Source organism: Azohydromonas australica DSM 1124, from assembly GCF_000430725.1.
Taxonomy (GTDB): domain Bacteria; phylum Pseudomonadota; class Gammaproteobacteria; order Burkholderiales; family Burkholderiaceae_C; genus Azohydromonas; species Azohydromonas australica.
Genome location: NZ_AUMO01000064.1, coordinates 1 through 22,615, shown reverse-complemented (window position 1 = coordinate 22,615; position 22,615 = coordinate 1). Strand labels below are relative to the sequence as shown.

The window sequence follows — 22,615 nt, the reverse complement described above, 5'->3', positions numbered from 1 at the left end:
TGTGTGGCGCAAGTCCGCGGCCCTGACCGTCGGTGCATGGAAGACCCGGCCGACCAGGGCGCGAGCATAGAAATATTGGTTGCGCGCATGCTCGCTCAGCGTGTCAAGGTTCACCTGCCCGGTCTCGTCGCATGGAAAGGCAAAGCCGCACGTGCCGTCCTTCAAGAGATGGAAATTCAGCTCTCGCGTGCTTTGAGTCGTATACATATCGGACTCCTTTGTGCCATGTCCGAAGAGTAGGCTTCGCCCAGTCGGAATCCTATTGAAGAGAACCGAAGGAATGTTTCGTGAGCGGCGAACCGGAACCACCGCGCTGCTGTAGTTCGTTCAGCCAAGCCGAGAGACAACTGATTGCCGTGACCTGCAGTTTGGCCTTGCGGCATTCCTGATCGCTGAGTACACCCGCGTCTGGGACTTCGTGTACCGCTGGGGCGGTGAAGAGTTCTGCGTACTGTTGCGCGGCTGCAGGTTGGCGCAGGCGGCCGAGAATCACAATAGCTGCATCGCAGAAGAAAACGGGCTAAACCAAAAGTGATCCACCAAGAGTTCCAGTGGCACTACGGCTGCAAAACTTGGAACTGGTTTGAGCAGTACGAGAACAATGTTTACGTTTATCCAATGCGCTGATCAAGTTGCAAGCGCAACTGATTTAACATAAGCCCGACTGGTTTGCCGAAAAAATCAACCGATGGAGGGTCAAGCGTAGCTGTAGAAGCCACGCCCGCTCTTGCGGCCCAGGCGGCCGGCCTGGACCATCTCGCGCAGCAGCGGCGCGGGGCGGTACTTGGTGTCGCCGAAGCCCTCGTGGAACACCTCCATGATGCTGAGCATGGTGTCCAGCCCGATCAGGTCGGCCAGCGCCAGCGGGCCGATGGGATGGTTGCAGCCCAGCTTCATGCCCGCGTCGATGTCTTCGGCCGTGGCCAGGCCCTCCTGCAGCACGAAGATGGCCTCGTTGATCATCGGGCACAGGATGCGGTTGACCACGAAACCGGGGCTGTTCTTCACCGTCACCGGCGTCTTGCCCACCGCTTGCGCGAAGGCCGCGGCCAGCGCGTGCGTCTCGTCGGAAGTCTGCAGGCCGCGGATCAGCTCCAGCAGCCCCATCAGCGGCACCGGATTGAAGAAATGCATGCCGATGCAGCGCTCGGGCTTGTCCAGCACCGCGGCCAGCTGCGTGATGGAGATGGACGAGGTGTTGGATGCGATCACGGCCTCGTGTCTGACGATGGCCTCGACCTGGCGCAGGATGCGCAGCTTCAGGTCGGGGTTCTCGGTGGCGGCCTCGATGACGATCTGCGCGTCCCTGAGCGCCGCGTAGTCGGTGCTGCCCTGCACGCGGACCAGCGCCTCATCCTTCTGCGCGGGGGTGAGCTTCTCCTTCTTGACCAGACGGTCCAGGCTGCCGGCGAGCGTCTTCACGCCGAGCCGCACCGCCTCGTCCGAGATGTCCACCATCACCACCTGCAGCCCGGCCACGGCGCACACCTGCGCGATGCCGTTGCCCATGGTGCCCGCGCCAATAATGCCAATTCGATTGATCTTCATGCCGTTTTCCCGTCCGTTGTAGTTGCTGAAGAAACATCAATAACCGACTCTTCTCCTGAAACAGATGCAGTCAGCGATTGCTTCTCTGCTTCATGAAACGGCGCAACGATTGCCGGGTCTGCGCACTCCTGGAAAACGCGCACCCTGCAGTGGCCACAGATAGCCGGGTCCAACCGGCTGCAGATGGTGCTAATGGCAGAGCGCTTGTCGTCAAAGACATGATCGCAACCTAATTCGTCGAGGAAACCGTCGCGCCGCCACTGGTCCAGTACTCGCGGGCGGGGACGATGAAAGTACAGGTCACCACCCAAGGTCCGGCGCGCGTGCAACTCCTGATGCCAGACCTCGGCGCCGGCCACATCGATGAAGTTCATGCTTTTGGCCATCACCAGCAAGTGCTTCTGCGGATGCGGCTGGTCTCGCAAGGCCTGCAGCCGATCAGATACGTGCGCGGTGGCGCCGAAGTACACAGAGCCTTCCATGCGCAGCAGCTTCAGTTGCGGGCACTCAGGCAGCGCTTCGGGCGTGTGCGCCATCACCACGAAGGGGCGATGCGGATCGCTTTGCATGCCAGCCAGTCCCATGGTGCGCATGGCCGGACGCGACGTGCGGTGCAGATACAGACCCAACGAGAGCGCGCTGCCGATGAGCACCGCCACTTCCAGGCGCAACGTCAGCGTGGCGGCGAGGGTAATCAGTGCGACAGCCAGCTCCTGGCGGCTGGCGGCACCCAGGCGGCGCCAGCGCGGCAGGTCCAGCAGCGTCCAACCCACCAGGATCAGCAGGCCGGCGATGGCGGCGTATGGAATGAGTGCCAGCACCGGTGCCGTGAGCGCCACCAGCGGAGCAACCAGCAACGCCGAGAACACCGCCGCCAGCGGCGAGCGCGCACCAGCCTCCAGATTGGGCATGGAGCGGTTCAATGAGCCACAGGAAACGTAGCAGGAGAAGAAACCGCCGATGAGGTTCGACAGGCCCTGGCCCAGGAACTCGCGGTTGGCGTCGATACGCTGGCCGGATTGGGCAGCCACGGCCTTGGCGATGGCGATGGACTGCGCCAGCGCCACCACGGTCAAGGCCGCGGCGATACCCAGCAACTGCGGCAGCTGCTGCACTTGCACGCTGGGCACATGCCAAGGCGGCAGCGGCGACGGCAGCGGCCCCAGCAGGTGCACGTGCCATGCGGGTGACGCCAAGCGATTCAGTCCCCACGCCAACAGCGTTCCGACGCTCAGCGCAATCAACATGAAAGGCGAGCCTCTCCGCCAGCATCGCAGCACCGCCGCCACGCTCAGCGTCATGGCGGACACCAGCAGCGCACCGGGCAGCGGCGCCTGGTCGAAGGCTGCATTCAACACACCGGCGGCGCCGGACCCGGGCAGCAACGTCAACCCCAGCGCGTCCTTGAGCGCGTGCACGGCAATGAGCGCCGCTGCGCCAGCCGTGAAACCAAGCAGCGCCGTGGGCGAGATGAAGTTGGCGATCGCGCCCAGCCGCAGCACGCCTGTGGCGAACTGCAGCAGCCCGACCAGCACCGTTACCGCCAGGGTGAGCTCTATGTAGGCCGGGCTGCCCACGGTGGCCAGCGGTGCCAGCATGGCGAACAAAGCCAGCGAATTGGCGTTGGTCGGTCCCGAGACAACGTGGCGGCTGGAGCCGAAGAGCGCCGCAACGATGCAGGGCACCACGGCTGAGTACAGGCCGTACTGAGGCGGCAGCCCAGCCAAGGTGGCGAAGGCGATGCCCTGCGGCAACACCAGTACTGCGCCCAGCAGTCCGGCCAGCAGGTCAGCTCGCAACGACGTGGGCAACATTAGGCTGCCGCGCAGTCGCTGCGCACAAGACCAGCCTTCCGATACACCGTTGCCCTGCGGTTTCCTATAAGACGCCATTGGAGCCCCGATTGCCTTTGACATGGACCAGACTTCGTATGAATCACCCAACTACAGCGATGTGGGAGGGAAAAAGGCGCCCCGTAGGGCGCGCAACAGGATCAAAAATGATCCTGACCCCCGGAGAATTTCAAAAAGCCTTGCGCATGCCTAACTGGAAAACAGTTTTCTCGTTGACAAATTCCCTCAAATCGCCCTGATGTACCCCGATGGCAGCATATAACGACGTCAGCTTGGATAAGTTGTAATGTGCCCCCAGGCCGATGCGGGACAGTGTGCGGCCTGCACCCGCCGAATTTTCAAACTTGCTGCGCGTATAGTTGGCGGCCAGTACTGTTGATCCAAACGGAACGGATAGTCCAGCGGTATAGGCCTTCAACTCGGTAGCCGCTCCTGTCAATCCAGCTATGGTCAGCGATGTGATTTGCGTACCGACCCCACCCGTGCTCGGCACACCCAAGGTGCCAGTCGTAAGGTCCTTGCCCTGTTGGTAGCCGCCGAAGACCTTGAATGCGCCGAAATCATAATTCCCACCCATCTCAACTATTTTATTCACACCATCGCCCGCCGCAATGGCAGAAGTGCCTGGACTGGCCGGTCGGCCTGCACGTGATTTGCTTTGCTCGTAAGACAAAGCAATATTGAGCGGACCCCGCACATAACTTGCCTTCAGGCCATGGTAGCGATCAGCGACTCCTTCGCCTGCAGCAACCATCGCCTGCACCCTGAAGCCACCCAATACGGGCGAAAGATACTGTACGGCGTTATCGATGCGCGGCGCATCGATGAACATCGTAATCAATCCGTTGGGCAAAGTAATGGGTGCTCCGGTGTTCAATATCGTGGCGTTACCATACGGATTGTTCAGTATTGTCACCTCATCATGGAAAATGTACTGACGTCCCAGACGAATCTCGCCCAAGCTGGTAGATGCCAACGAGATGAAGGCTTGGCGGCCGAACAGCCGGCCGCCCTGTGCAGAGGAGCCTACGTCGGTGAAGAAGCCGGACTCCAGCACCACATTGGACTTCAGGCCGCTTCCTAAATCTTCCGCAGCGCGGATGCCCCAGCGGGAACCTGGTCCGAAAGTGCTGCCATCAGCCAAGCGGTTAAGCGATGCCCCGCCCAGTGCGGAGTTGTGGCCTGAACGGATGTTCTGGTAACTGACATCAACCAGTCCATACAGCGTGACAGAGGATTGGGCCGTGGCTGTTCCCGTAACGGCTCCCAGCAGTGCCAGGACGAAAATCGATTTTTTCACGGTCATTGTCTCCATTGGAACGACTTTTAGAAGTTTTGCTGCTAACGCGTACAGACGCATCTATGACCAAGCAGCCGATTCAACGCAAAATGGCACGTTCATCGCAGGACCCGAGATTAGATTCAAGCGGTCTTTTCCAAGATCTCACACAACAGCGGATTCCAGAATCCCAGCTTATCAATGCCACGCCTGCGGCGACCCGGCGATTTGGCTAGACTGCAGGCGTCTTAGACCCGGAATTGTGCATGCCACCATTGACGCGCATGGATCAACATTTCCTCTCCGGCAAGCCTTCGCCCCGCCGCTCACATGAACGGCGTTGAAGCTTATTGCTTGTGGAGTTTTACTTCGAAGGCGTCTGAAATAGGAGTGTTATCACGCGCTCGCAACGGGCATGTCGTTGTGCGAGTAGAGCTTATAAACTCGTGCCTCGGGTGGAATTGCAGGCAATGAAGCATCCCAGTTTTCCCAAGCTTCCCGCAGTTTTGCCAAATGTTCGGGCTCTCGGCGCGCGAGGTTGGCGCGCTCACGGGCATCGGTTTGCAAATCAAAAAGAAAGTCCACGCCATCGGAGCGCAAATATTTCCAGCGACCGCGAACAAGCGCACGCTGCTCCCGGTGCTTCATGCGCCAGCACAGATCACTTGGCCGTGTCCAGCCGGTGTCATCGAACACCGGACTCAGATCGACACCGTCGAGCGGATAAGCCGGATCGGCAGCGACTCCCGCAGCAGCCAACATGGTCGCAGTCCAGTCCATCGTGAGGTTTGGCGTGTGGCTGACAGTGCCGGCCGGAATACGCGCGGGCCAGCGCGCGAGCAGCGGCACGCGGATGCCTCCTTCGAGCAGGTCCATCTTCTGGCCCATAAACGGCCAGTTGTTCGAGAAACGCTCGCCGCCGTTGTCGCTGGTGAAGACCACCACGGTGTTGTCGGCCAAGCCTTGTCTTTCAAGCGCTGCGAGCACCCAGCCGATGCCCTCGTCCATGTGATGGATCATGCGTTGGTAGGTAGCGATGGAGCCGCCGTCCAGATGCACGCCGTTTGCCCGGGTACGCGCCGACTCCGCCTCGTCATCGCGCGTTAACCACGGCCAGTGAGGGGCGCTGTAGTGCAGGCTCAGCAGGAATGGGCGCTGCGTCGACTGCCGTTCGATGAACTCGACCGCACGACGGCTGAGCAAGTCGGTGAGATAACCAGCCTGCTCGACCGGCTCCTCGTTGTGCCAGAGGTCCGGGTTGCCACGAGGATCCGTGTGCGCGAAGTAGTCCACGCCGCCGGAGTGAAAGCCCCAATGCTCCTGATAGCCTGAAAGGCGCGGACCGAAGTGCGGCGGAAAGCCCAGATGCCACTTGCCGACCAGGGCGGTGGCATAGCCTGCGGCACCAAGCAGCGACGGCAATGTGGGGTGCTCGGGGGGCAGCCCGAGCACCTTGTCGCCGCGCGCGTTGGCCAGCGGCTCCTCGGCTGCACCGCGAAGCCGGTACTGCCATCGCCCGGTGATCAGCGCAAACCGCGTGGGAGAGCAGACGGCCGAGTTCGCATAGCCGTGCGTAAAGCGCATGCCCTGCGCAGCCATGAGATCCAAGTTGGGAGACACATCTGCCGGGCGGTTGTAGGCGTCACGCGCACCAGTGCAACCCAGGTCGGCATAGCCAAGGTCATCGGCCAGGATGAAGATGAAGTTGGGGCGTGTGGCAGTCATGATGCTTCGATGAAAAGAGGTCGCGGTAGCTGGACGGCACTTGGCGTCGCTGCTTCAGTACGACGCAGGAGCGCGCGGCTCAGCGGTGTCGGACTTGAACGAGGCCAGTTGGCGTTCACAGCCACGAGCCAGCAGGACGACGTCCACACCGATTGCCGTGAACAGCGCGCCCCACTCCTGACAACGCTTGGCGAATGCCGCATCGAGGGTCAGGATGCCGCTGGCCTTGCCGCAGGCATTGATGCGCCCGATGGCGTCCTCGATGGCCGCCACCACCTGTGGATGGCTGGCTTGCCCCGGGTACCCCATGTCGGTGGCTAGGTCAGCCGGTCCAATGAAGACCCCGTCCACACCATCGACGCTTGCAATGGCCTCCAGGTTGTCCAGCGAACGCCGTGTCTCGGCCTGCACCAGCAGGCACAACTCGTTCTCGCAAGCTGTGGCGTAGTCGGCGATGCGACCGAAGCGGGTGGCACGCACGGTCCCGCCCCCTACCCCCCGCCGGCCACGTGGCGGATAGCGCATTGCGGCCACGGCTTGGGCCGCCTCCTCGGGCGTTTCCACGTAGGGCACCAGCAGTGTCTGCGCCCCGATGTCCAGTGCCCGCTTGATCAGCACCGTGTCGTTGCTGGCAGGCCGGACCACGGCCGACACCGGGTAGGCCGCAACCGCCTGCAGCATGGCCAGCGTGGTCTCGGTTCCAATGGGAGAGTGCTCGCCATCCAACAGCAGCCAGTCGTAGCCTGCTCCGGCCACCACTTCAGCGCTGTAGGCGTTGCCCAGGGAAAGCCAAAAGCCCACCTGTGCCCGCCCGCTTTTCAATGCTCGTTTGAACTCGTTGGGCGGCAGCTTCATTGAGCATCCCTCCGCTGTGGCTTTACCAGGGCATCCAGTGCCCGTACTCCCTGTCCAGCAGGCAACACCGTCAGGGGATTGATGTCCAGCTCTGCCAGCGACTCCTTCAAGTCCATGGCCAGTGCCGAAAGCCGCATCAAGGCGTCAACCGCGGCAGGCACGTCGGACTTGGGACGTCCGCGCGCCCCGTCGAGCAGCGCAAAGCCACGCAGTTCCCGCAGCATCGACTCCGCCTCACTGCGGGTGATGGGCGCGATGCGGAAGCTGACGTCCTTCATGACTTCGGTGAATACGCCGCCCAACCCCGCCATGACCGCTGGCCCAAAAAGCGGGTCGTTGTTCACACCGAGGATGAGCTCCGTGCCACCAGACACCATTTCCTGGACCACCACACCTTCGATGACCGCCGTCGGCACATAGGCACGCGCGTTGGCCATGATCTGCTCGAAGGCTAACTGCACCTCGGACGCGCTGCGCAGCCCTACCCGCACGCCACCCGCTTCCGTCTTGTGAGGGATGTCGGGCGACTGGATCTTCATCACGACCGGCATGCCGATGGCATACGCGATGCGAACGGCCTCTCCGGCATCCCGCGCCAGCTCCTCGCGCGTGACCGGAATGCCGTACGACGCCAGCAGTTGCTTGGATTCAGACTCCGTGAGGTCGCGGCCGCCGTGAGCGCGCAGGACCCTCTCCCACTGCGGCACCTTCAGCACCAGAGGCTCCTCGCCCTGAGCCTGTGCCGTACGCTGCATGGCGGCAGCAAACGCCCACAAGGCACCGATGCCCCGTGCACAACGCACCGGCGAGGTGTAGCGGGGGATTCCCTCGCGGTCGAGGATGTCGTAGGCGGCCCGGTTCGTCTGCGGGTCGGCATTCCAGGCCACGAAGATCGGGATGCCCGTTTCCCTGGATACGCGAACCACTTCATTGGCCAGTTCGACCGCCAGCTTGCCACTGGCCGCTGCCAGCGCGAGTGCAATCATGTCGACATTGGGATCACGGGCCAGCTTGTCGAGCGTCGTGCGCAGCAGGCTTGCATCGTTGAAGAGCGAAGCCGTCACATCGAGCGGATTTGCCACCGCGGCAAACGAGGGCAGCACCTCCTGCAAAGCAGTCACCGTGTCTTCGGCCAGTGCCGGCAACGTCACGCCGGCCAGCGCGGCCCGGTCCGCCATTGCAATGCCAGCGCCGCCCGAAATGGTCACGATCGCCAGGCGGTTTCCGCGCGGCCACCGCGCGGGAAGCAGCGCCTTGGCGCAATCCGCCATGTCGCCAATGTCATCGACTTCAATAATGCCGGCTTGGCGGAACGCCGCCCGGTACAGGGCCATCGCGCCACCGAGGTTCGCGGTGTGGGAGGCGGCGGCCTTGGCACCAGCTTCCGAGACACCGACCTTCCAGACCAGCATCGGCTTTGCACCGGCCAGCGCGCGGCGGCCGATGTCCAGCAGTCGGTGTGCATCCTTGAAGCCTTCGACGTAACCAGCGATCACGCGGGTACCCGGATCGTCGACCATGGCCTCCATGAAGTCGAGCGACGTCGTGACCGACTCGTTTCCGGTCGACACGTAATGGCGAAAGCCGACGCCCTCCGCGCTGGCGACCATCACGATGGAGTTGCCGAATGCGCCGCTTTGCGAGGTCAGGCTAAGCTGTCCCGCGGGATAGGCGAGCCCGTATGGGGCGCCGAATCCGACATGGATACCCTCGCTGACGTTCATGTAGCCCTGGCAGTTGGGCCCGATGACTTCCATGCCATAGGAACGTGCGATCTCGGCCAGCGCACGTTGGGCCTGTGCGCCCTCCTCGCCAGCCTCCGCAAACCCGGACGACAGGACCACCGCAAATCGGCAGCCTTTCTTGCCGAGTTGTGTCAGCGCGTCCGGAACGCGCTTGGCTGCCACCGCGATCACCGCCACGTCCGGAGCCTCAGGCAAGGCATCCACATCCGGATAGCAGGTGTAGCCGGCCACTTCGGCATACCGAGGGTTGACCGGAAATACCTGGCCCTTGTACCCCTTGGACTTCAGATGGGCGATCGGCTGTCCGCTGATGGAGCTCAGGTCCTGCGATGCACCGATGACCGCAACCGAGCGCGGATTGAAGAACTTCTCAAAGCGTGACATGTTGCCTCAGCCCTGTGCGAGCGTCTGCTTCGCGATATTGAGTTGATGGATCTGGCTCGTGCCTTCGTACAACCGGAACAGGCGCACGTCGCGGTACCAGCGCTCGATGCAGGAGTAGTCCGCGACATAGCCGGAGCCGCCGAACATCTGCACGCATCGGTCCGCCACGCGATTGCACATCTCGGTGGCGAAGTACTTGCACATCGAGGCTTCGAGCACCACGTCCTCTCCGCGGTCGCGCTTGCGCGCTGTTTCCAGGATCATCGATCGAGCCGCGTAGATCTCGGTCTGGCAGTCGGCGATCATGGCCTGTACCAGCTGGAAGTTGGCCACCGGCTGTCCGAACTGGACACGCTTGGTGGTGTGCGCGATGGCCAGTTCGAGCATGCGCATGGCCGGCCCCGTCGAGAGCGCTGCCAAGTGAATACGCTGCTTGTTGAGCGTCTTCATCACCGTCTTGAAGCCGCGGCCTTCGTCGCCACCGATCAGGTTGGCGGCCGGCACGACGCAGTTCTTGAGGACCACCTCTCCCACGGGAGATCCGGCTTGGCCCATCTTCCGGTATGGAGCACCCGTGGACAGGCCAGGCATCCCTCGCTCAACGATGAAAGCTGATACACCCTTGGCTCCCGCAGTGCCAGGCTCGGTGCGGGCCGTCACCGTGAAGACGTCGGCGATCGGCGCATTGGTGATGAAGCACTTGGTGCCGTCGAGCACGTAATGGTCACCTTCGCGCCGGGCAGTGGTCTGGACATTGGTCGCCTCGGACCCTGCCTCGGGCTCGGTCACGGCGAGGCATCCGGTCCACTCGCCGCTCGCCAGCCGTGGCAGATAACGCGCCTTCTGCTCCTCGGTGCCGTCGACCACGATGCCCTCGGAGCCAATCCCGGTGTTGGTGCCGACCCGCGCGCGGAAAGCAACGGAGCACTGCGAGATCTCGAACGCACCGAGCACCAGCTCTTCGGTTGTCAGACCCGCGCCGCCATACTCTTGCGGAATGCTCCAGCCGAAGAATCCGTTGGCACGCATTTCCTGCACGAGATCGCAAGGCACTTCATCACTCTCGGCGACCAGGTCTTCCGCCGGTATGGCGCGTTCCCTGACCCATTGGCGGGTTCGCTCAAGCAGTGCCTGCAATTGAACTTGATCACGAATCATGGAAGTTTCCCTCGTGCTTAGATCGGTCGCATGTAGGAAGTCTTCACCGTCGTGAAGAACTCCTGGGCATAGCGGCCCTGCTCGCGAGAGCCGTAGCTCGACGCCTTCGTGCCGCCAAACGGCACGTGGTACTCGAATCCGGCGGTAGGCAGGTTCACCATCACCAGTCCCGCCTGGCTGTAGCGCCGGAAGTGGGCCGCATGCTTCTGGGAGCTCGTGCAGATCGAGGAAGCAAGGCCGAACTCCGTGTCGTTGGCAAGGTGCAGTGCCTCCTCGTAGTCGCGAACCCGGATCACGGCCGCGACAGGTCCGAAGATTTCCTCCCGGTTGATGCGCATGCCGTTGGCGGTGTCGACGAACAACGCCGGGGACATGTAATACCCCTTCGTCGGCCGCTCGAGCAGTTCGCCGCCTTCGACGAGCCGGGCACCCTCGCGCTTGCCGACATCGAGGTACTCCAGGTTCTGCGCCAGTTGGGCCTCGCTGACGACGGGTCCGATCATGGTGGCGGGGTCCAGCGCATGCCCGACCGTTATCCGGCGCATGCGCTCACGTAACGCCGCCACGAAGCGGTCGTGGATGGCGTCGGTCACGATCAAGCGGGACGAAGCCGTACAACGTTGGCCAGTGAAGTAGAACGCCGCATCCAAGGCAGCATCGGCAGCCAGGTCCACGTTGGCATCGTCGAGCACGACCATGGGGTTCTTGCCTCCCATCTCCAGCTGCACCTTCTTGCCGGACTGCATGGCGGCCAGCCCGATCTGGCGCCCCACGGCCACCGAGCCGGTGAAGCTGATGCCGTTGACGTCCGGGCTTGTCGTCATGGCCTCGCCCACGACACGCCCCTTGCCCACGACGAGGTTGAACACGCCGTGCGGCAGGCCCACCTCATGGATGATGCGCGCGAGTTCCCAGCCGCAGGCCGGTACCAGCTCAGGCGGCTTGAAGACGACGCAGTTGCCGTACGCCAGCGCCGGCGCAATCTTCCACACCGGGATACCGATCGGAAAGTTCCAGGGCGTGATCACGCCAATCACACCCAGTGGTTCCCGGGTCACGTCGATGTCGATGCCCGGGCGCAGCGATGCAACGTGGTCACCTTGCATGCGCAGGCACTCACCGGCGAAGAACTTGAACGTATATCCCGCGCGCTCGACTTCGAACATCGCGTTGGACAGGGTTTTGCCCTGCTCGCGTGCCAGCAGCATGCCCAGTTCATGCTTGCGCGCGATGAGGAGGCTGCCGATCTGGTCCAAGTACTCAAACCGGCGCTGGGAAGAAAGAGCAGCCCAAGCAGGGAACGCTTGCCTGGCGGCAGCGATGGCGGCACGGGCCTGTGAAGCATCCGCCAACGCGTATTCGCCAACGATGTCGTCGGTGTCGGATGGATTCACGTTGGGAACGTGAGCCTCTGCGGCGACCCACTCGCCGCCTATGTAGTTGGGATGATGTGTCATGTCGCGTGCCGCTGCGCCGTGTGATCAGTTCTCCAGCTTGAAGCCGGTCTGCTTGATGACCTGGGCCCAGCGCTTGGTGTCCGAGGCAATGTCCTGGCGCAACTCGTCCGCTCCAAGGGCTGCCGGAGTGAAGCCTGCGGCAGCCAGCGATGCGCCGACGTCCTTCATCCCGACGATCTCGCGAACGGCCGACGCGAATGCCTCGGTTTCAGACGCTGGCGTGCCGGCCTTGACGACAAAGCTGAACCACTCCTGCGCTTGTGCCTGCTTGTAGCCAAGCTCTCCCAGAGTGGGAACGTCCGGAAGCAGTGCGCTGCGTTTTTCACCGGTCGTGGCGAGCACGCGCAACTTCCCGCTGCGATGCAATTCGGTAAAGTTGGACAGGACGTTGATGCCCAGGGGAACTTCGCCGTTGAGCAGGTCCTGCAGCATCGGAGGGCCACCGCGGTAGGGTGTCGGCTGCAGGCTCACACCGGCTTCCTTCGCCAGGAGGGCCCCGACGAAGTGCGGTGCGGATCCCAGCGCTGGTACCGCATAGAAGCCCCGGTTCGGGTTGGCCTTGACCCAGGCGAGATACTCGGCCAGCGTCTTGAACGGATTGCTCGGCCCAGTGACCACGGCGTGCTCGAACGTGCATGCCGAAATCACCGGCTCAATCTTGGAAACGTCGTATGCGAGCTTCGGGTAGAGCGTGGGATGAATGGTCAGCATCCCAGGCGGCGTCAGCGCATAGACGCTGCCGTCGGTCGGACCGTTTTGCAAAGCAGTCAGAGCCAATTGCCCGTTGGCGCCGGACTTGTTCTCGACGATGACCGTTCGCTTGAGCTTGGTTTGCAGCTTTTCGGCTACGATGCGTGCGACGGCATCCGGGGCGCCGCCCGGCGCGAAACCCACCAGGATGGTGATCGGCTTGCTGCTCTGGGCAACCGCACCGGTCGATGCGGCCGCGGCCAATGCGGCGGCAAGACAGGTCCTCAGAACCTGACGGCGTGAATGCATGGTTTGTCTCCGTCGTGTAATGGACGCGCCTGTCGGCGCGAATGCGAGAACGGTGCCGATCAACCGTCAGCGCGGTTTCAGGTGCTCGGGCAGGCGGCTGTCATCACCGTAAGCCACGCGGACCACCTCGGAGCTGCTGTTGGGCTGGTGTCCCACGCTGGCGCGCGGCGCAGGTGCAGCGACCACCCGATTGGAAAGGCGGCCCAGGCCGGTGACCTCAACCTCGATCAGGTCACCGACGTCGAGCGGTCGGGAATTGGCCGGCGTAGCGGTGAGGATGAGGTCGCCGGGCATCAACGTGATGTGGCGGGCCAGATCGGCGACCAGGTAGTCAAAGCCGAAGATCATCTCGTCGGCCAGCACGGCCTCCTGCACCAGCCGCCCGTTGCGCCACGTGCGCAGCGTCTGCTCCCGGATGTCAATGCCGGAAACGATCCCAGGCCCAACAGGGCAGAAGCCATCGGAGCCTTTCACCCGCAGCATCGACCCCGCATCGGTGTCGCGCATGTCCTGAAGCCCCATGTCCAGCGCGCAGGTGAAGCCTGCCATGTGATCCCAGGCCTCCTCGGGAGTGATGTTGCGCGTGGGCTTGCCGATGACGATGCCAATCTCGCCTTCATAGTTGAGGTACTGGTAGCCCTGGGGCCGCACGATCTCGCCGCCGTGCGCGTTGAGCGTCGTGATCGGCTTCATGAAGTAGTTGGGCGTACCGAACTCGGCCTTGTCCGCCGGACGTTTGCCGCGCAGCTCGTAGTAACGCGACGCGTAGTTCAGGTGCAGGCAGATGATCTTGCTCGGATCGCAGGGGGGCAGATGCACGACATCCGCCACCGCCACCTGTCGGCCATCGGCCAGCCGCAGCCCCTCTCCTTCGACCGTCGCCCAGTGGGTCGAACCGTTGTAGACGACGCGGCGCACCTCGTGGCGCGGTCCCTGTAGCACGTTCATTCGGATGCCTCTTGCGGTTGCGTTTCAAACCAGATGTGCACGTTGCCCGTGCCCATGGCGTTCTCGTACTCGGACAGCTGTTCCCCGCGCGCCGTGCACTGGCGTCCGCCAAGAGCACCGACCATTTGCAGGTAATGCCCGCCAAGTCCTTCGTAGGCGGCAGCGCGCAGCTCGGGATACCGGTCGATCACACTCGCGTGGTCGCCCTTCGCCCAGGAAGCCATGACTTCGTGATCGAGCTGCACATGCTTGGGATCGCTGATGTTCTCCGGATCCCACCAGCGCGGATTCCTCGCCAGGAAGTCGAGGTCCACCATGCGGTGGCTCAGTGCACCGGATGCCAGCAAGACGACCCGGCTGTCAGTGTTGCGGATCGCTTCCCCGATGACTTCGCCCATTGCCAGGAAATGGTGCGCGCGAGCGTTCTGGCAGATGCCCACCGAGAGCACGCGCTCGCCTCTCCACAGCGGCCCGAGCAAATTGACGGTCGGGTATTCCGGTTCGATGTGCTCGTTGCGCGCGTTCTCCACCGGTACGCCGCACTGCTCACCCACGCGTGCCATCTCGGCTGCGAGATCCGGTGCACCGTCATAGTCGAACGGAATGTCGTGAAGGATCCACGGCATCTCGTTGGACGTGTAGATGCCTTTGTAGTGCGGCGCGCCTGCCACGACGTGGCGCCCGCTTGTGAACCAGTGCGTGTCGAAGATGATCAGCGTGTCGGCCTGGACCGCGTCAATCCTGTTGCGCAGCCGGGCATAGCCTTCGATCAGGTCCGAGTCGCGTCCGTTGCCCATCGTGATGCGATCGGCCTGGGTCCGGAACAGGCCAGGATGGTGCGACACGATGGCCGCGCCGACGATGTGTCCCATGTCAGTCTTCCTCAAAGGTCTACAGGTCAAGAATCAGCACGTCAGTACGCGAGCGGGACACGCACGGCATCAGCTTGTCGCATGCGCGCCTTTCGTCATCGGTGAGAAACGAGTCCCGGTGATCGGGCTCTCCGGCCAGCACGCCGGTCAGGCACGTGCCACACACACCCTGCTCGCACGACACGTCCACCGCTACCCCGTACTGCGCAAGCGCTTGCACGATGCTTTGTTCAGCCGGTACCACGTAGTCGCCACCGCTGCGTGCCAGCCTCACGACAAATGAGGCGCACGGTGCGGCAAGCGCGTTGGCATCCGCCGAAAAGTATTCGAGGTGGACAGCATCGGGCGGCCAAGTGGCGCTTGCAACGTCCTGCACCGTGTCCATGAAGGGACGGGGACCGCACAGGTACAGATGTGCATTGGCCCGGCGCTCCCAGAGGAGCTTGCGCAGCTTCGAGCGCACGGCATCCGCTTCCAGCGCGTAGTGGAAGTCCACGCGTCCGGCGAAGGCCGGCGCTGACAGCACCTTGTGAAATGCGGTTTGCGCAATGGAACGCGCAAAGTAGTGCAACTCGAACGATGCGCCGCGTGCCAGAAGATGGCGTGCCATCGACAGCATCGGCGTGATGCCAATGCCTCCAGCCACGAGCATGTAGTGCCCTGCCGTGTCGCGCAACTCGAAGTTGTTTCGCGGGGCACCGATCTGCAGCATGTCCCCCTCTTGCACCAAGTCGTGCAAGGCCGAGGAACCGCCGCGGGAGCTGGGCTCACGCTTCACGCCGATGATGTAGCAGTCGGCATCCGCAGGCCCGTTGCACAACGAGTACTGGCGGACAAGCCCGTCACCGAGATGCACGTCGATGTGTGCTCCGGGCGAAAACGCCGGCAGGGGCTGTCCGTCCGAGCTCGCGAGCTCGAAGACGCGGACATCGTCGGTTTCGTTGTGAATGCGCCGAACGCGCACTGCGATCCTGTCCATGCCCGTCTCCTTCAGGACTTGCGAGGGCCCAGACGAGCCGGCAGCGAGAACGGCCCGTTGATGAAGTTGCTGCGCAGGCGGTCCACCGGACCAGTTGCCTCGATCTCGGGGTAACGACGCAGAAGCTCGGTGTAGGCGATGCGGATCTCAAGCTTGGCCAGATGCGCGCCCAGGCAGAAATGGGGGCCGGCCATGCCGAAGGCCATGTGCGGGTTGGGCTTTCGGCCGATGTCGAACCGGTAGGGCTGGTCGAACTTCGACTCGTCAAAGTTCCCCGACGCGTACCACACCGCGACCTTGTCGCCGGCAGCTATGGCTTGACCGGCGATCTGCGTGTCCCGGGTCGCCGTGCGCCGCATGTGCATCGTGGGCGAGGCCCAGCGCACGATCTCCTCGACGGCCCCGGCCGCCTGCCCCTCAAGGTCTTGCAGCCAGGCCGTCTTCTGCTCGGGGAAGTCGGAAAGCGCGCGCAGGCCGTAGCTCAGCGAGGCACGCGTGGTATCGGCCCCCGCCGCGCCCAACAGCCCGAAGAAGGCACCGAGATCGGCAGGCGTCAGGCGTTGGCCGTCAATGGTTGCCGCAGCGAGCGAGCTCATGACGTCGTCTTTGGGCTCCTTGATCCGTTGCTCGGCCAGCCACCGGCCGTAAGCCTGGATTTCTCTGCCGGCTTCTCCGATCCCGTGCTGATCACCCCCGAAGCGAGGATCGGCCGAGAAAAAGGTGCGGTCCGCCAGTTCGAGCATGCGGCGCTGGTCGGCAGCAGGCACGCCCATGAGGTCATAGAAAACGCCAAGCGGCAAAGGGGTCGCGAAGTCGCGCACGAAGTCGATCTCGTCCTTGCCCTCCAGGCCGTCCAGGATCTCGATCACCCTGGAGCGGATCTGGTCCTGCAGTTTGGCCACGCTCATCGAGCTGAAGGTCGGGCCCACCAGGCGCCTGAACCGCGTGTGCTCCGGCGGGTCCATCTCGATCATCGACCCTTCGCCGGCGTGCGGCATGTCGCCCTCGAACAGCACTTGGACGCCGTGGCGGTTGCTGAAGGTGGCCGTGTCCCGGCTCACCGCGACGATGTCGTCGTAGCAGACAACCGCCCAGAAGCCGTTCTTTCCTGAGTCAGGGTGCTGATGCCAAGACACGGGTGCCTCCTGGCGCAGCTTGCGAAACAGCGCCGGCAGGTCCGGCCTGGAGAACGTGTCGATCGAAGCGAGGTTGATCTCGCTGGTGGTCAGTTCAGTCGCGGGTTGAGTCATCGTGGTCATGTCTGTCTCCTTGGGGTCAGTTTTTGGGGTCGGCTTTTCAGGTTTCCAGCTTGAAGCCGGACTCCTTCACCACGGCTCGCCAGCGATCCTGGTCTTTTCGGATAAGGTCACCGAAGGCGGCACCGCGCAGCAGCGCCGGATCGTGTCCCTGCGATGTCAGCTGCTGGACAAGCTTTGGCTCCCTCAAGACGTCCTCGACGGCTGCGTTGAGGGACGCGATGACACTCGGCGCCGTACCTGCCGGCGCCATCAGCCCGTACCACTCTGTCGCCGTCATGACGTCGCGAATGGCCGATGTTCCGAGCGCTTCCGCCAACGTGGGCACATCAGGCAGCAAGCTGGAGCGAGAGGCGCCCGCCGTGGCGAGCACGCGCACCTTGCCAGTTCGATGGTCTTGCAGGAAAGTGGACAGCACCCCAATCGCGCTGGGAAGTTGCCCCCCGATCAGATCGCCCGACATCTGGGGCCCGCCCCTGTAACCGATCACTCGATAGTCGATGCCTGAGGCTTGGGCAATGAGGTATCCCAGAAAGTGAGGCGTCGAGCCCAGCCCCGGGACGCCATAGGACGCCAGGTTGGGGTTCTTCTTTGCCCATTCCACGAACTCCCGCATCGTCTTTGCAGGGTGAGTGGCGGGCACTGCAAGCGCAAGATCGAACGTCACGACACGACACACCGGCGTGAAGTCGCTGAACGCGTTGTAGGCGAGCCTGGGATAGACGAATGGGTTGATCGTCAACGGCGGGCTCGGCGTCAGCACCAACGCGCTGCCATCCGCGGGCGCTTTTCGCAAGACATCCATCGCGATCCCGCCACCGGCGCCTGCACGGTTGTCGATGATCACCTTCTGCTGCAGTGCCTGGCTCAGTCGCGGCGCGACGGTGCGGGCTACGAGGTCGGGAGAACCCCCGGCCGGGTAGCCAACGTAGACGGTCAGCAACTTGCCTGGCTGGGACCAGGCAGCTGCCGCCGTAGACAGCGAACCCAGCCCGAGCCCTACAGTTCGAAGGAAGTCTCTGCGATGCATGCCGTCGTCTCCAGGGATGTCGGAATGTCGGAACACTGGCCGGCCTCTTGCGGCCTACGCCAGGAGCCCTCGGTCCTCAGCGGCCGGCGAACACCGGCGCATACGGCTTCTGCGGCAGCATCACGTCCTTCATGTCGCAGAAGAATTCGAAGCTCCACTGCCCGCCTTCGCGTCCGATACCTGAATCGCGGACGCCACCGAAGGGCGCTTCCAGATCCCTGAGGAAGAACGAATTGACCCAGACCATGCCGGTGCGCAGTTGCTCTGCCACGCGCAGCGCTCGGCCCTCGGAGCCGAAGACGACACCCGCAAGGCCGTAGCGCGTCCCATTGGCCATGCTCGCTGCCTCGTCATCGCTGTCAAAGCGCTGCAGGACGAGTACCGGACCGAAGATTTCGCTTTGCACGACTTCGTCACCCTGGTCCACGTCGCTGATCAAAGTGGGTTGGTAGTAAAGATCGCCAGCCTCGTGTTTGGCGCCACCCCAAACGATGCGTGCACCGCGATCGCGTGCGCGGTCGACGAAGCCAGCGACCTTGTCAAACTGCCTTGGATGGATGATCGGCCCGATCTCCGTGGACGCGTCCCGCGGGTCTCCCACACGCAGCCCGGCCACCACCTTTTGCATGCGTGCCACGAAATCGTCCGCCACCTTGCTGTGGACCAGGATGCGAGTACCCGCCAGGCATACCTGGCCGGCGTTGCGGTACTGCAATGCAGCGGTTTGCGCGGCACGGTCCAGGTCTGCGTCTTCCAGCACGATGAAGGCGGACTTGCCTCCGAGCTCGAAGCTGGCCGGGACCAGGTTCTGGCCGGTCGACTTCGCGATGGTCTTGGCCGTCGGGACGGACCCCGTGAACGAAACCCGGGCGACGCGAGGATCGGCCACCAGCGCGGCACCGGTGGTCGCACCGATGCCTTGCACCACGTTGATCACGCCTGGCGGCATGCCCGCTGCCGCCGCCACATCGGCGAGCATCGAACAGGTCAGCGGGGCCCACTCGGGCGGTTTGATCACGACCGTGTTGCCTGCGGCAAGTGCTGGTCCGAGCTTCCACGTCGTCAGCATCATCGGCGAGTTCCACGGCGTGATCAGCACGCACACGCCCGCGGGATCGAAGCGAACATGATGCTTGGCATTGCGCCCTTCAATGCGGTGCTCCTTCAACTTCAGCGCCTCGTCCGCGAAGAAGCTGATGTTGTGAGCACAGCGCTCGATCTGGTGTCCCTTCAGGCGCGCGTACAGCATCCCGTTGTCTTCACACTCGACGCGCGCCAGCTTCTCGCCCCAGGCCTTCAATTCGTCGGCGAAGCGGTGAAGATGCTCACGGCGCTTGTCCGGCCCAAGCGCGGCCCAGGCAGGGAACGCAGCCTGGGCGGCCTCGATCGCTGCGTTGCAGTGCTCCGGCAACCCGGCGGCGACGTACCCGATGAGATGCCCGTCGATCGGGCTGTGGTTGGGAAAGCGTTCCGTTGAGGACACTCGCTTGCCCCCGATAAAGTGATCGCCGCTGACCTGGATGCCGTCGATCTCGATGATGTTTTCCATGAGAAGTCCTACTCGGTGAAACCTACTGCGATGCCGCCCAGGGGGCCGTAGTCGACGTGAAAGATGTCGCCCGCTGCCGCGGCAAGCGGCCGGGTGAAGGAGCCACCAAGCAGCACCTGTCCGGGCTCAAGGCAGACGCCACGCTCGCCAAGCCGGTTCGCAAGCCAGGCAACTCCGTTGGCGGGATGACCGAGCACGGCGGCCGACATGCCGCTGTCCTCGATGACGGCGTTCTTGTAGACCACGGCGCCCAGCCAGCGCAGATCCACGTCCATCGGGCGCACTGGGCGGCCGCCCATCACTACGCCGGCGCTGGCAGCGTTGTCCGCCAGGGTGTCGACGAACTTGCGAGGCAGCACGGTTCGCGAGTCGATGAGCTCCAGTGCCGGAACGACATGCTCCGTGGCGCTGAGCACGTCGGACACCGTGACGCCAGGACCCTTGAGTCGACGGTTCAGAACAAAGGCAAGTTCGACTTCCAGGCGGGGCGCGTGGTATCGGCTCGCCGAGAGCCTTGCACCATCGGCATGGAACATGTCTTCGAACAGGTGTCCGAAATCCGGCTCCGAGATGCCCACGGCATCTTGCATGGCCTTTGAGGTGAGGCCGATCTTGTAGCCCCGAACACGGGCTCCAGCCTCGACTTTCATTGCGACGACCTTGAGCTGTACGTCGTAGGCGTCCTCGATGTCCATCTCGGGATAGGTATCGGACAGCCGAGGCAGCGGCTTGCCGATCCGTTCTGCCTGAAGCAACTGGTGAGCTGCTTCTTGTCTCAGTGTCTCGTTAAGCATCTGTTTCGTCCCTTGTCTCCAACGCTGCCGACGCCGCACTGCCGATGGACTGCACTGCGATGGAACGAACTTTCGACTATGCTGACTTGTTAGACAAGCAATGTTTTCTTGTGGACTCTTAGGAAAAAATGAATAATCTGACGCTTCGCCAGCTTCGTGCGTTTCGCGCTATTGCCGTCAGTGGCAGCTTCACCATCGCAGCCGAGCAACTGCACCTGACCCCGGCCGCACTGAGCGGGCTGATCAAGGAACTCGAGACGCAGCTCGGCGTTCGACTGCTCGACCGCAATACGCGCAAGGTCGGCCTCTCAGCGGTGGGCGAGGAGTTCTTCCCGCTGACCGAGCGGGTGCTTCAAGACCTGGATGACGCCGTTGTCAGCATCTCAAACCTCAAAGAGAAGCGCCGTGGCATCGTTCGGCTCGCTGCGCCTGAAGTCATGTCCTGCACTCTCGTACCGCGGGCCATGGCTGCGTTCCGCGAGCTTCATCCTCACGTCGAAGTTCGGTTTCTGGACGTGCCTATCGAAGACGTGATCACACGCACGGCCCGGGGCGAGGTCGACATTGGCATCGCGCCAGGGCCTGTCGATCAGCCAGAGATCGAACGTTTGCCGTTCATGCGGGCACCGTTGAGGCTGGCGGTGCACAAGGACGACGTCCTTGCGCGCACGGACGAGGTGACATGGGCGGATGTGAGGGACCGGAAGTTGGTCACCTTCTTCCGAGGTTTTGACGAATGGATGCCGGCTCGGCGCAGCTCCAAGGCAGCACCGACTTTCCCAACGGAAATCCTTTTCGTGCGGCGCATCAACACGGCGCTTGCCATGGTGCAAGCCGGATTTGGCGTCACAGCGTGCCCGGTGTATGCAGGCGGCTTGGCTTCCGGGTTCGACCTGAGGTTGATCAAGCTATGTCGACCGGAGGTTGACCGAGAGTACGCGGTGTTGACGCGCGCAGGCCATTCCCTGGCTCCTGCCGTTGAGGCCTTCCGGGCGTTCCTGCTGGACTTCGCGCCACGCTGGGCAAGGCAGGCCGCTGAAGAACAAGGTTGAAAGCGAGCCGCTATAGCGATAGGTCTTATCTATCACGACAGTCGCGTCGAAGGATGAAACTGGTAGACGGACGAACGATCCGCCATGATTTCCAGCAGCTGCTTTGACCCAAAGAATGTGCTTCGTTGATACTGCACCGAATTTCACATAATCGCGATTGCAGTGTTTGCACCATGCATTCATTAATCCCTACGTGAAAACGAACAAGAACGACGCGGCCGATGCCGAGGCGTTCTGTGAGGCCGTGGCGCCGCCGAACATGCGCTTCGTGCCGGTCAAGAACGTCGAGCAGCAAGGGTTGCTTGCGTTGCACCGTGCTCGCCAAAGCTTTGTCAAAGCCCGCACGGCACAAGCCAACCAGCTCTGGGGCTTGCTGGCAGAGTTCAGATTGATCATTCCGCAGGGCACAACACACATTGCTCGGACGGTGCCTAAGCTGCTTGAAGACGCAACGAATGAAATGCCGAGAGCGTTTCGGCTGCTGGAGCACCTCAAGGAGCTTGACCGCCAGCCCGATGATGTTGAAGCCCAGATCGCGGCCTGGCATCGCGACGACCCTCTGAGCCTACAGCTCGCCGCCGTGCCGGGCATTGGCCCGATCACGGCCAGTGCGTTGGTGGCGGCGGTGGGTGACGCGACGAACTTCTCCAACGGGCGACAGTTCGCGGCTTGGCTGGGACTCGTGCCGCGCCAGAACTCCAGCGGCGGCAAAAACGTGCTTCTGGGAATCAGCAAGGGCGGCGATACGTACCTTCGCACGCTGCTGATCCACGGCGCACGCTCGGTTCTCTACGCCGCTCAGCCAGGGACTGCGCCAGGCATTTCACAGCGCATGTCCCACGACGGTGTCGCGGCTGCTGCGCAAACTGGGTTACTCGAAGGCCGGCGAACGAGTCAGCGCCGCAGACATGGCGCAGCTTCATCTACCGCACCACTTGGTGAGCCTGCGATGGAACTACACCTTGCGACCGCGCCCGCTGCGTGAAATACACGCTCCTTGGCGAAGCGAGTATGGAATGTAGATGTTGGACGGGCCCTATCGGTACTTTGTTATTCCCGGAGATAGAGGTCAATTCCGAAGCCAGCTGCGACGGCTTCCATAAGTTCTGCAAGCTCAGGCGGCGGTGGCTCG

18 protein-coding genes and 1 pseudogene are annotated in these 22,615 nt (G+C 63.0%); 3 read left to right on the top strand and 16 right to left on the bottom strand.

Annotated features, from left to right (window positions below; translation table 11 throughout):
- Positions 1-361: 361 nt before the first annotated feature.
- A complete protein-coding gene (locus H537_RS56720) occupies positions 362-535 on the top strand; it encodes a diguanylate cyclase domain-containing protein (protein WP_084150587.1) in 174 nt (57 codons plus the stop codon).
- Between the two features lie 161 nt (positions 536-696).
- Here H537_RS56720 and H537_RS0110835 read toward each other — a convergent pair whose 3' ends face one another.
- From H537_RS0110835 to hpaH, 16 genes are all read right to left on the bottom strand, one after another.
- On the bottom strand, positions 697-1,548 hold the full coding sequence (locus H537_RS0110835; RefSeq protein WP_028997934.1) for a 3-hydroxybutyryl-CoA dehydrogenase: 852 nt from the start codon (positions 1,546-1,548) through the stop codon (positions 697-699).
- Entirely contained in the window at positions 1,545-3,362 is a 1,818-nt protein-coding gene (locus H537_RS42290) for a SulP family inorganic anion transporter (RefSeq protein WP_064735947.1), read from the bottom strand. The genes H537_RS0110835 and H537_RS42290 overlap by 4 nt, the downstream gene beginning before the upstream one ends.
- 208 nt (positions 3,363-3,570) lie before the next feature.
- A complete protein-coding gene (locus H537_RS50850; protein ID WP_169516987.1) occupies positions 3,571-4,701 on the bottom strand; it encodes a porin in 1,131 nt (376 codons plus the stop codon).
- A gap of 375 nt (positions 4,702-5,076) precedes the next feature.
- The gene (locus tag H537_RS0110825) at positions 5,077-6,405 is read right to left on the bottom strand and encodes a sulfatase family protein (protein ID WP_028997933.1); all 1,329 of its coding nucleotides are present in this window, start codon (positions 6,403-6,405) and stop codon (positions 5,077-5,079) included.
- Positions 6,406-6,459: 54 nt separating this feature from the next.
- Complete coding sequence (locus H537_RS42285) at positions 6,460-7,260, bottom strand: aldolase/citrate lyase family protein (RefSeq protein WP_043458547.1); 801 nt, start codon at positions 7,258-7,260, stop codon at positions 6,460-6,462.
- Positions 7,257-9,389: an acetate--CoA ligase family protein gene (locus H537_RS0110815; RefSeq protein WP_028997932.1), complete on the bottom strand. Its 2,133-nt coding sequence runs from the start codon at positions 9,387-9,389 to the stop codon at positions 7,257-7,259. Before H537_RS0110815 ends, H537_RS42285 begins: the two co-directional genes overlap by 4 nt.
- A gap of 6 nt (positions 9,390-9,395) precedes the next feature.
- Positions 9,396-10,547, bottom strand: a complete 1,152-nt coding sequence (locus tag H537_RS0110810) for an acyl-CoA dehydrogenase family protein (RefSeq protein ID WP_028997931.1) — start codon at positions 10,545-10,547, stop codon at positions 9,396-9,398.
- A 17-nt stretch (positions 10,548-10,564) separates the two neighbouring features.
- The gene (locus H537_RS0110805) at positions 10,565-12,004 is read right to left on the bottom strand and encodes an aldehyde dehydrogenase family protein (RefSeq protein ID WP_028997930.1); all 1,440 of its coding nucleotides are present in this window, start codon (positions 12,002-12,004) and stop codon (positions 10,565-10,567) included.
- Positions 12,005-12,028: 24 nt separating this feature from the next.
- Complete coding sequence (locus H537_RS0110800) at positions 12,029-13,003, bottom strand: tripartite tricarboxylate transporter substrate-binding protein (RefSeq protein ID WP_043458546.1); 975 nt, start codon at positions 13,001-13,003, stop codon at positions 12,029-12,031.
- A 66-nt stretch (positions 13,004-13,069) separates the two neighbouring features.
- Complete coding sequence (locus tag H537_RS0110795; protein ID WP_043458545.1) at positions 13,070-13,951, bottom strand: fumarylacetoacetate hydrolase family protein; 882 nt, start codon at positions 13,949-13,951, stop codon at positions 13,070-13,072.
- Positions 13,948-14,823 carry a DODA-type extradiol aromatic ring-opening family dioxygenase gene (locus H537_RS0110790; protein WP_028997927.1) on the bottom strand — a complete coding sequence of 292 codons (876 nt, stop codon included), beginning with the start codon at positions 14,821-14,823 and terminating at the stop codon, positions 13,948-13,950. The genes H537_RS0110795 and H537_RS0110790 overlap by 4 nt, the downstream gene beginning before the upstream one ends.
- 19 nt (positions 14,824-14,842) lie before the next feature.
- Positions 14,843-15,802 carry a PDR/VanB family oxidoreductase gene (locus H537_RS0110785; RefSeq protein ID WP_028997926.1) on the bottom strand — a complete coding sequence of 320 codons (960 nt, stop codon included), beginning with the start codon at positions 15,800-15,802 and terminating at the stop codon, positions 14,843-14,845.
- An 11-nt stretch (positions 15,803-15,813) separates the two neighbouring features.
- Positions 15,814-17,061, bottom strand: a complete 1,248-nt coding sequence (locus H537_RS0110780; RefSeq protein ID WP_051242360.1) for a cytochrome P450 — start codon at positions 17,059-17,061, stop codon at positions 15,814-15,816.
- Between the two features lie 37 nt (positions 17,062-17,098).
- Positions 17,099-18,088 (bottom strand): Bug family tripartite tricarboxylate transporter substrate binding protein, encoded by a 990-nt coding sequence (locus tag H537_RS0110775; RefSeq protein ID WP_043458544.1) that lies wholly within the window; start codon positions 18,086-18,088, stop codon positions 17,099-17,101.
- Positions 18,089-18,164: 76 nt separating this feature from the next.
- Positions 18,165-19,637, bottom strand: a complete 1,473-nt coding sequence (locus tag H537_RS0110770; protein WP_028997923.1) for an aldehyde dehydrogenase family protein — start codon at positions 19,635-19,637, stop codon at positions 18,165-18,167.
- A gap of 8 nt (positions 19,638-19,645) precedes the next feature.
- Complete coding sequence (gene hpaH, locus H537_RS0110765) at positions 19,646-20,431, bottom strand: 2-oxo-hept-4-ene-1,7-dioate hydratase (RefSeq protein ID WP_028997922.1); 786 nt, start codon at positions 20,429-20,431, stop codon at positions 19,646-19,648.
- A gap of 128 nt (positions 20,432-20,559) precedes the next feature.
- On the opposite strand from hpaH, the gene H537_RS42280 reads away from it, so the two are divergent.
- The gene (locus tag H537_RS42280; RefSeq protein WP_043458543.1) at positions 20,560-21,483 is read left to right on the top strand and encodes a LysR family transcriptional regulator; all 924 of its coding nucleotides are present in this window, start codon (positions 20,560-20,562) and stop codon (positions 21,481-21,483) included.
- Positions 21,484-21,634: 151 nt separating this feature from the next.
- Positions 21,635-22,468: pseudogene (locus H537_RS42275) on the top strand (IS110 family RNA-guided transposase); the annotation flags it as partial.
- Positions 22,469-22,615: the final 147 nt, after the last annotated feature.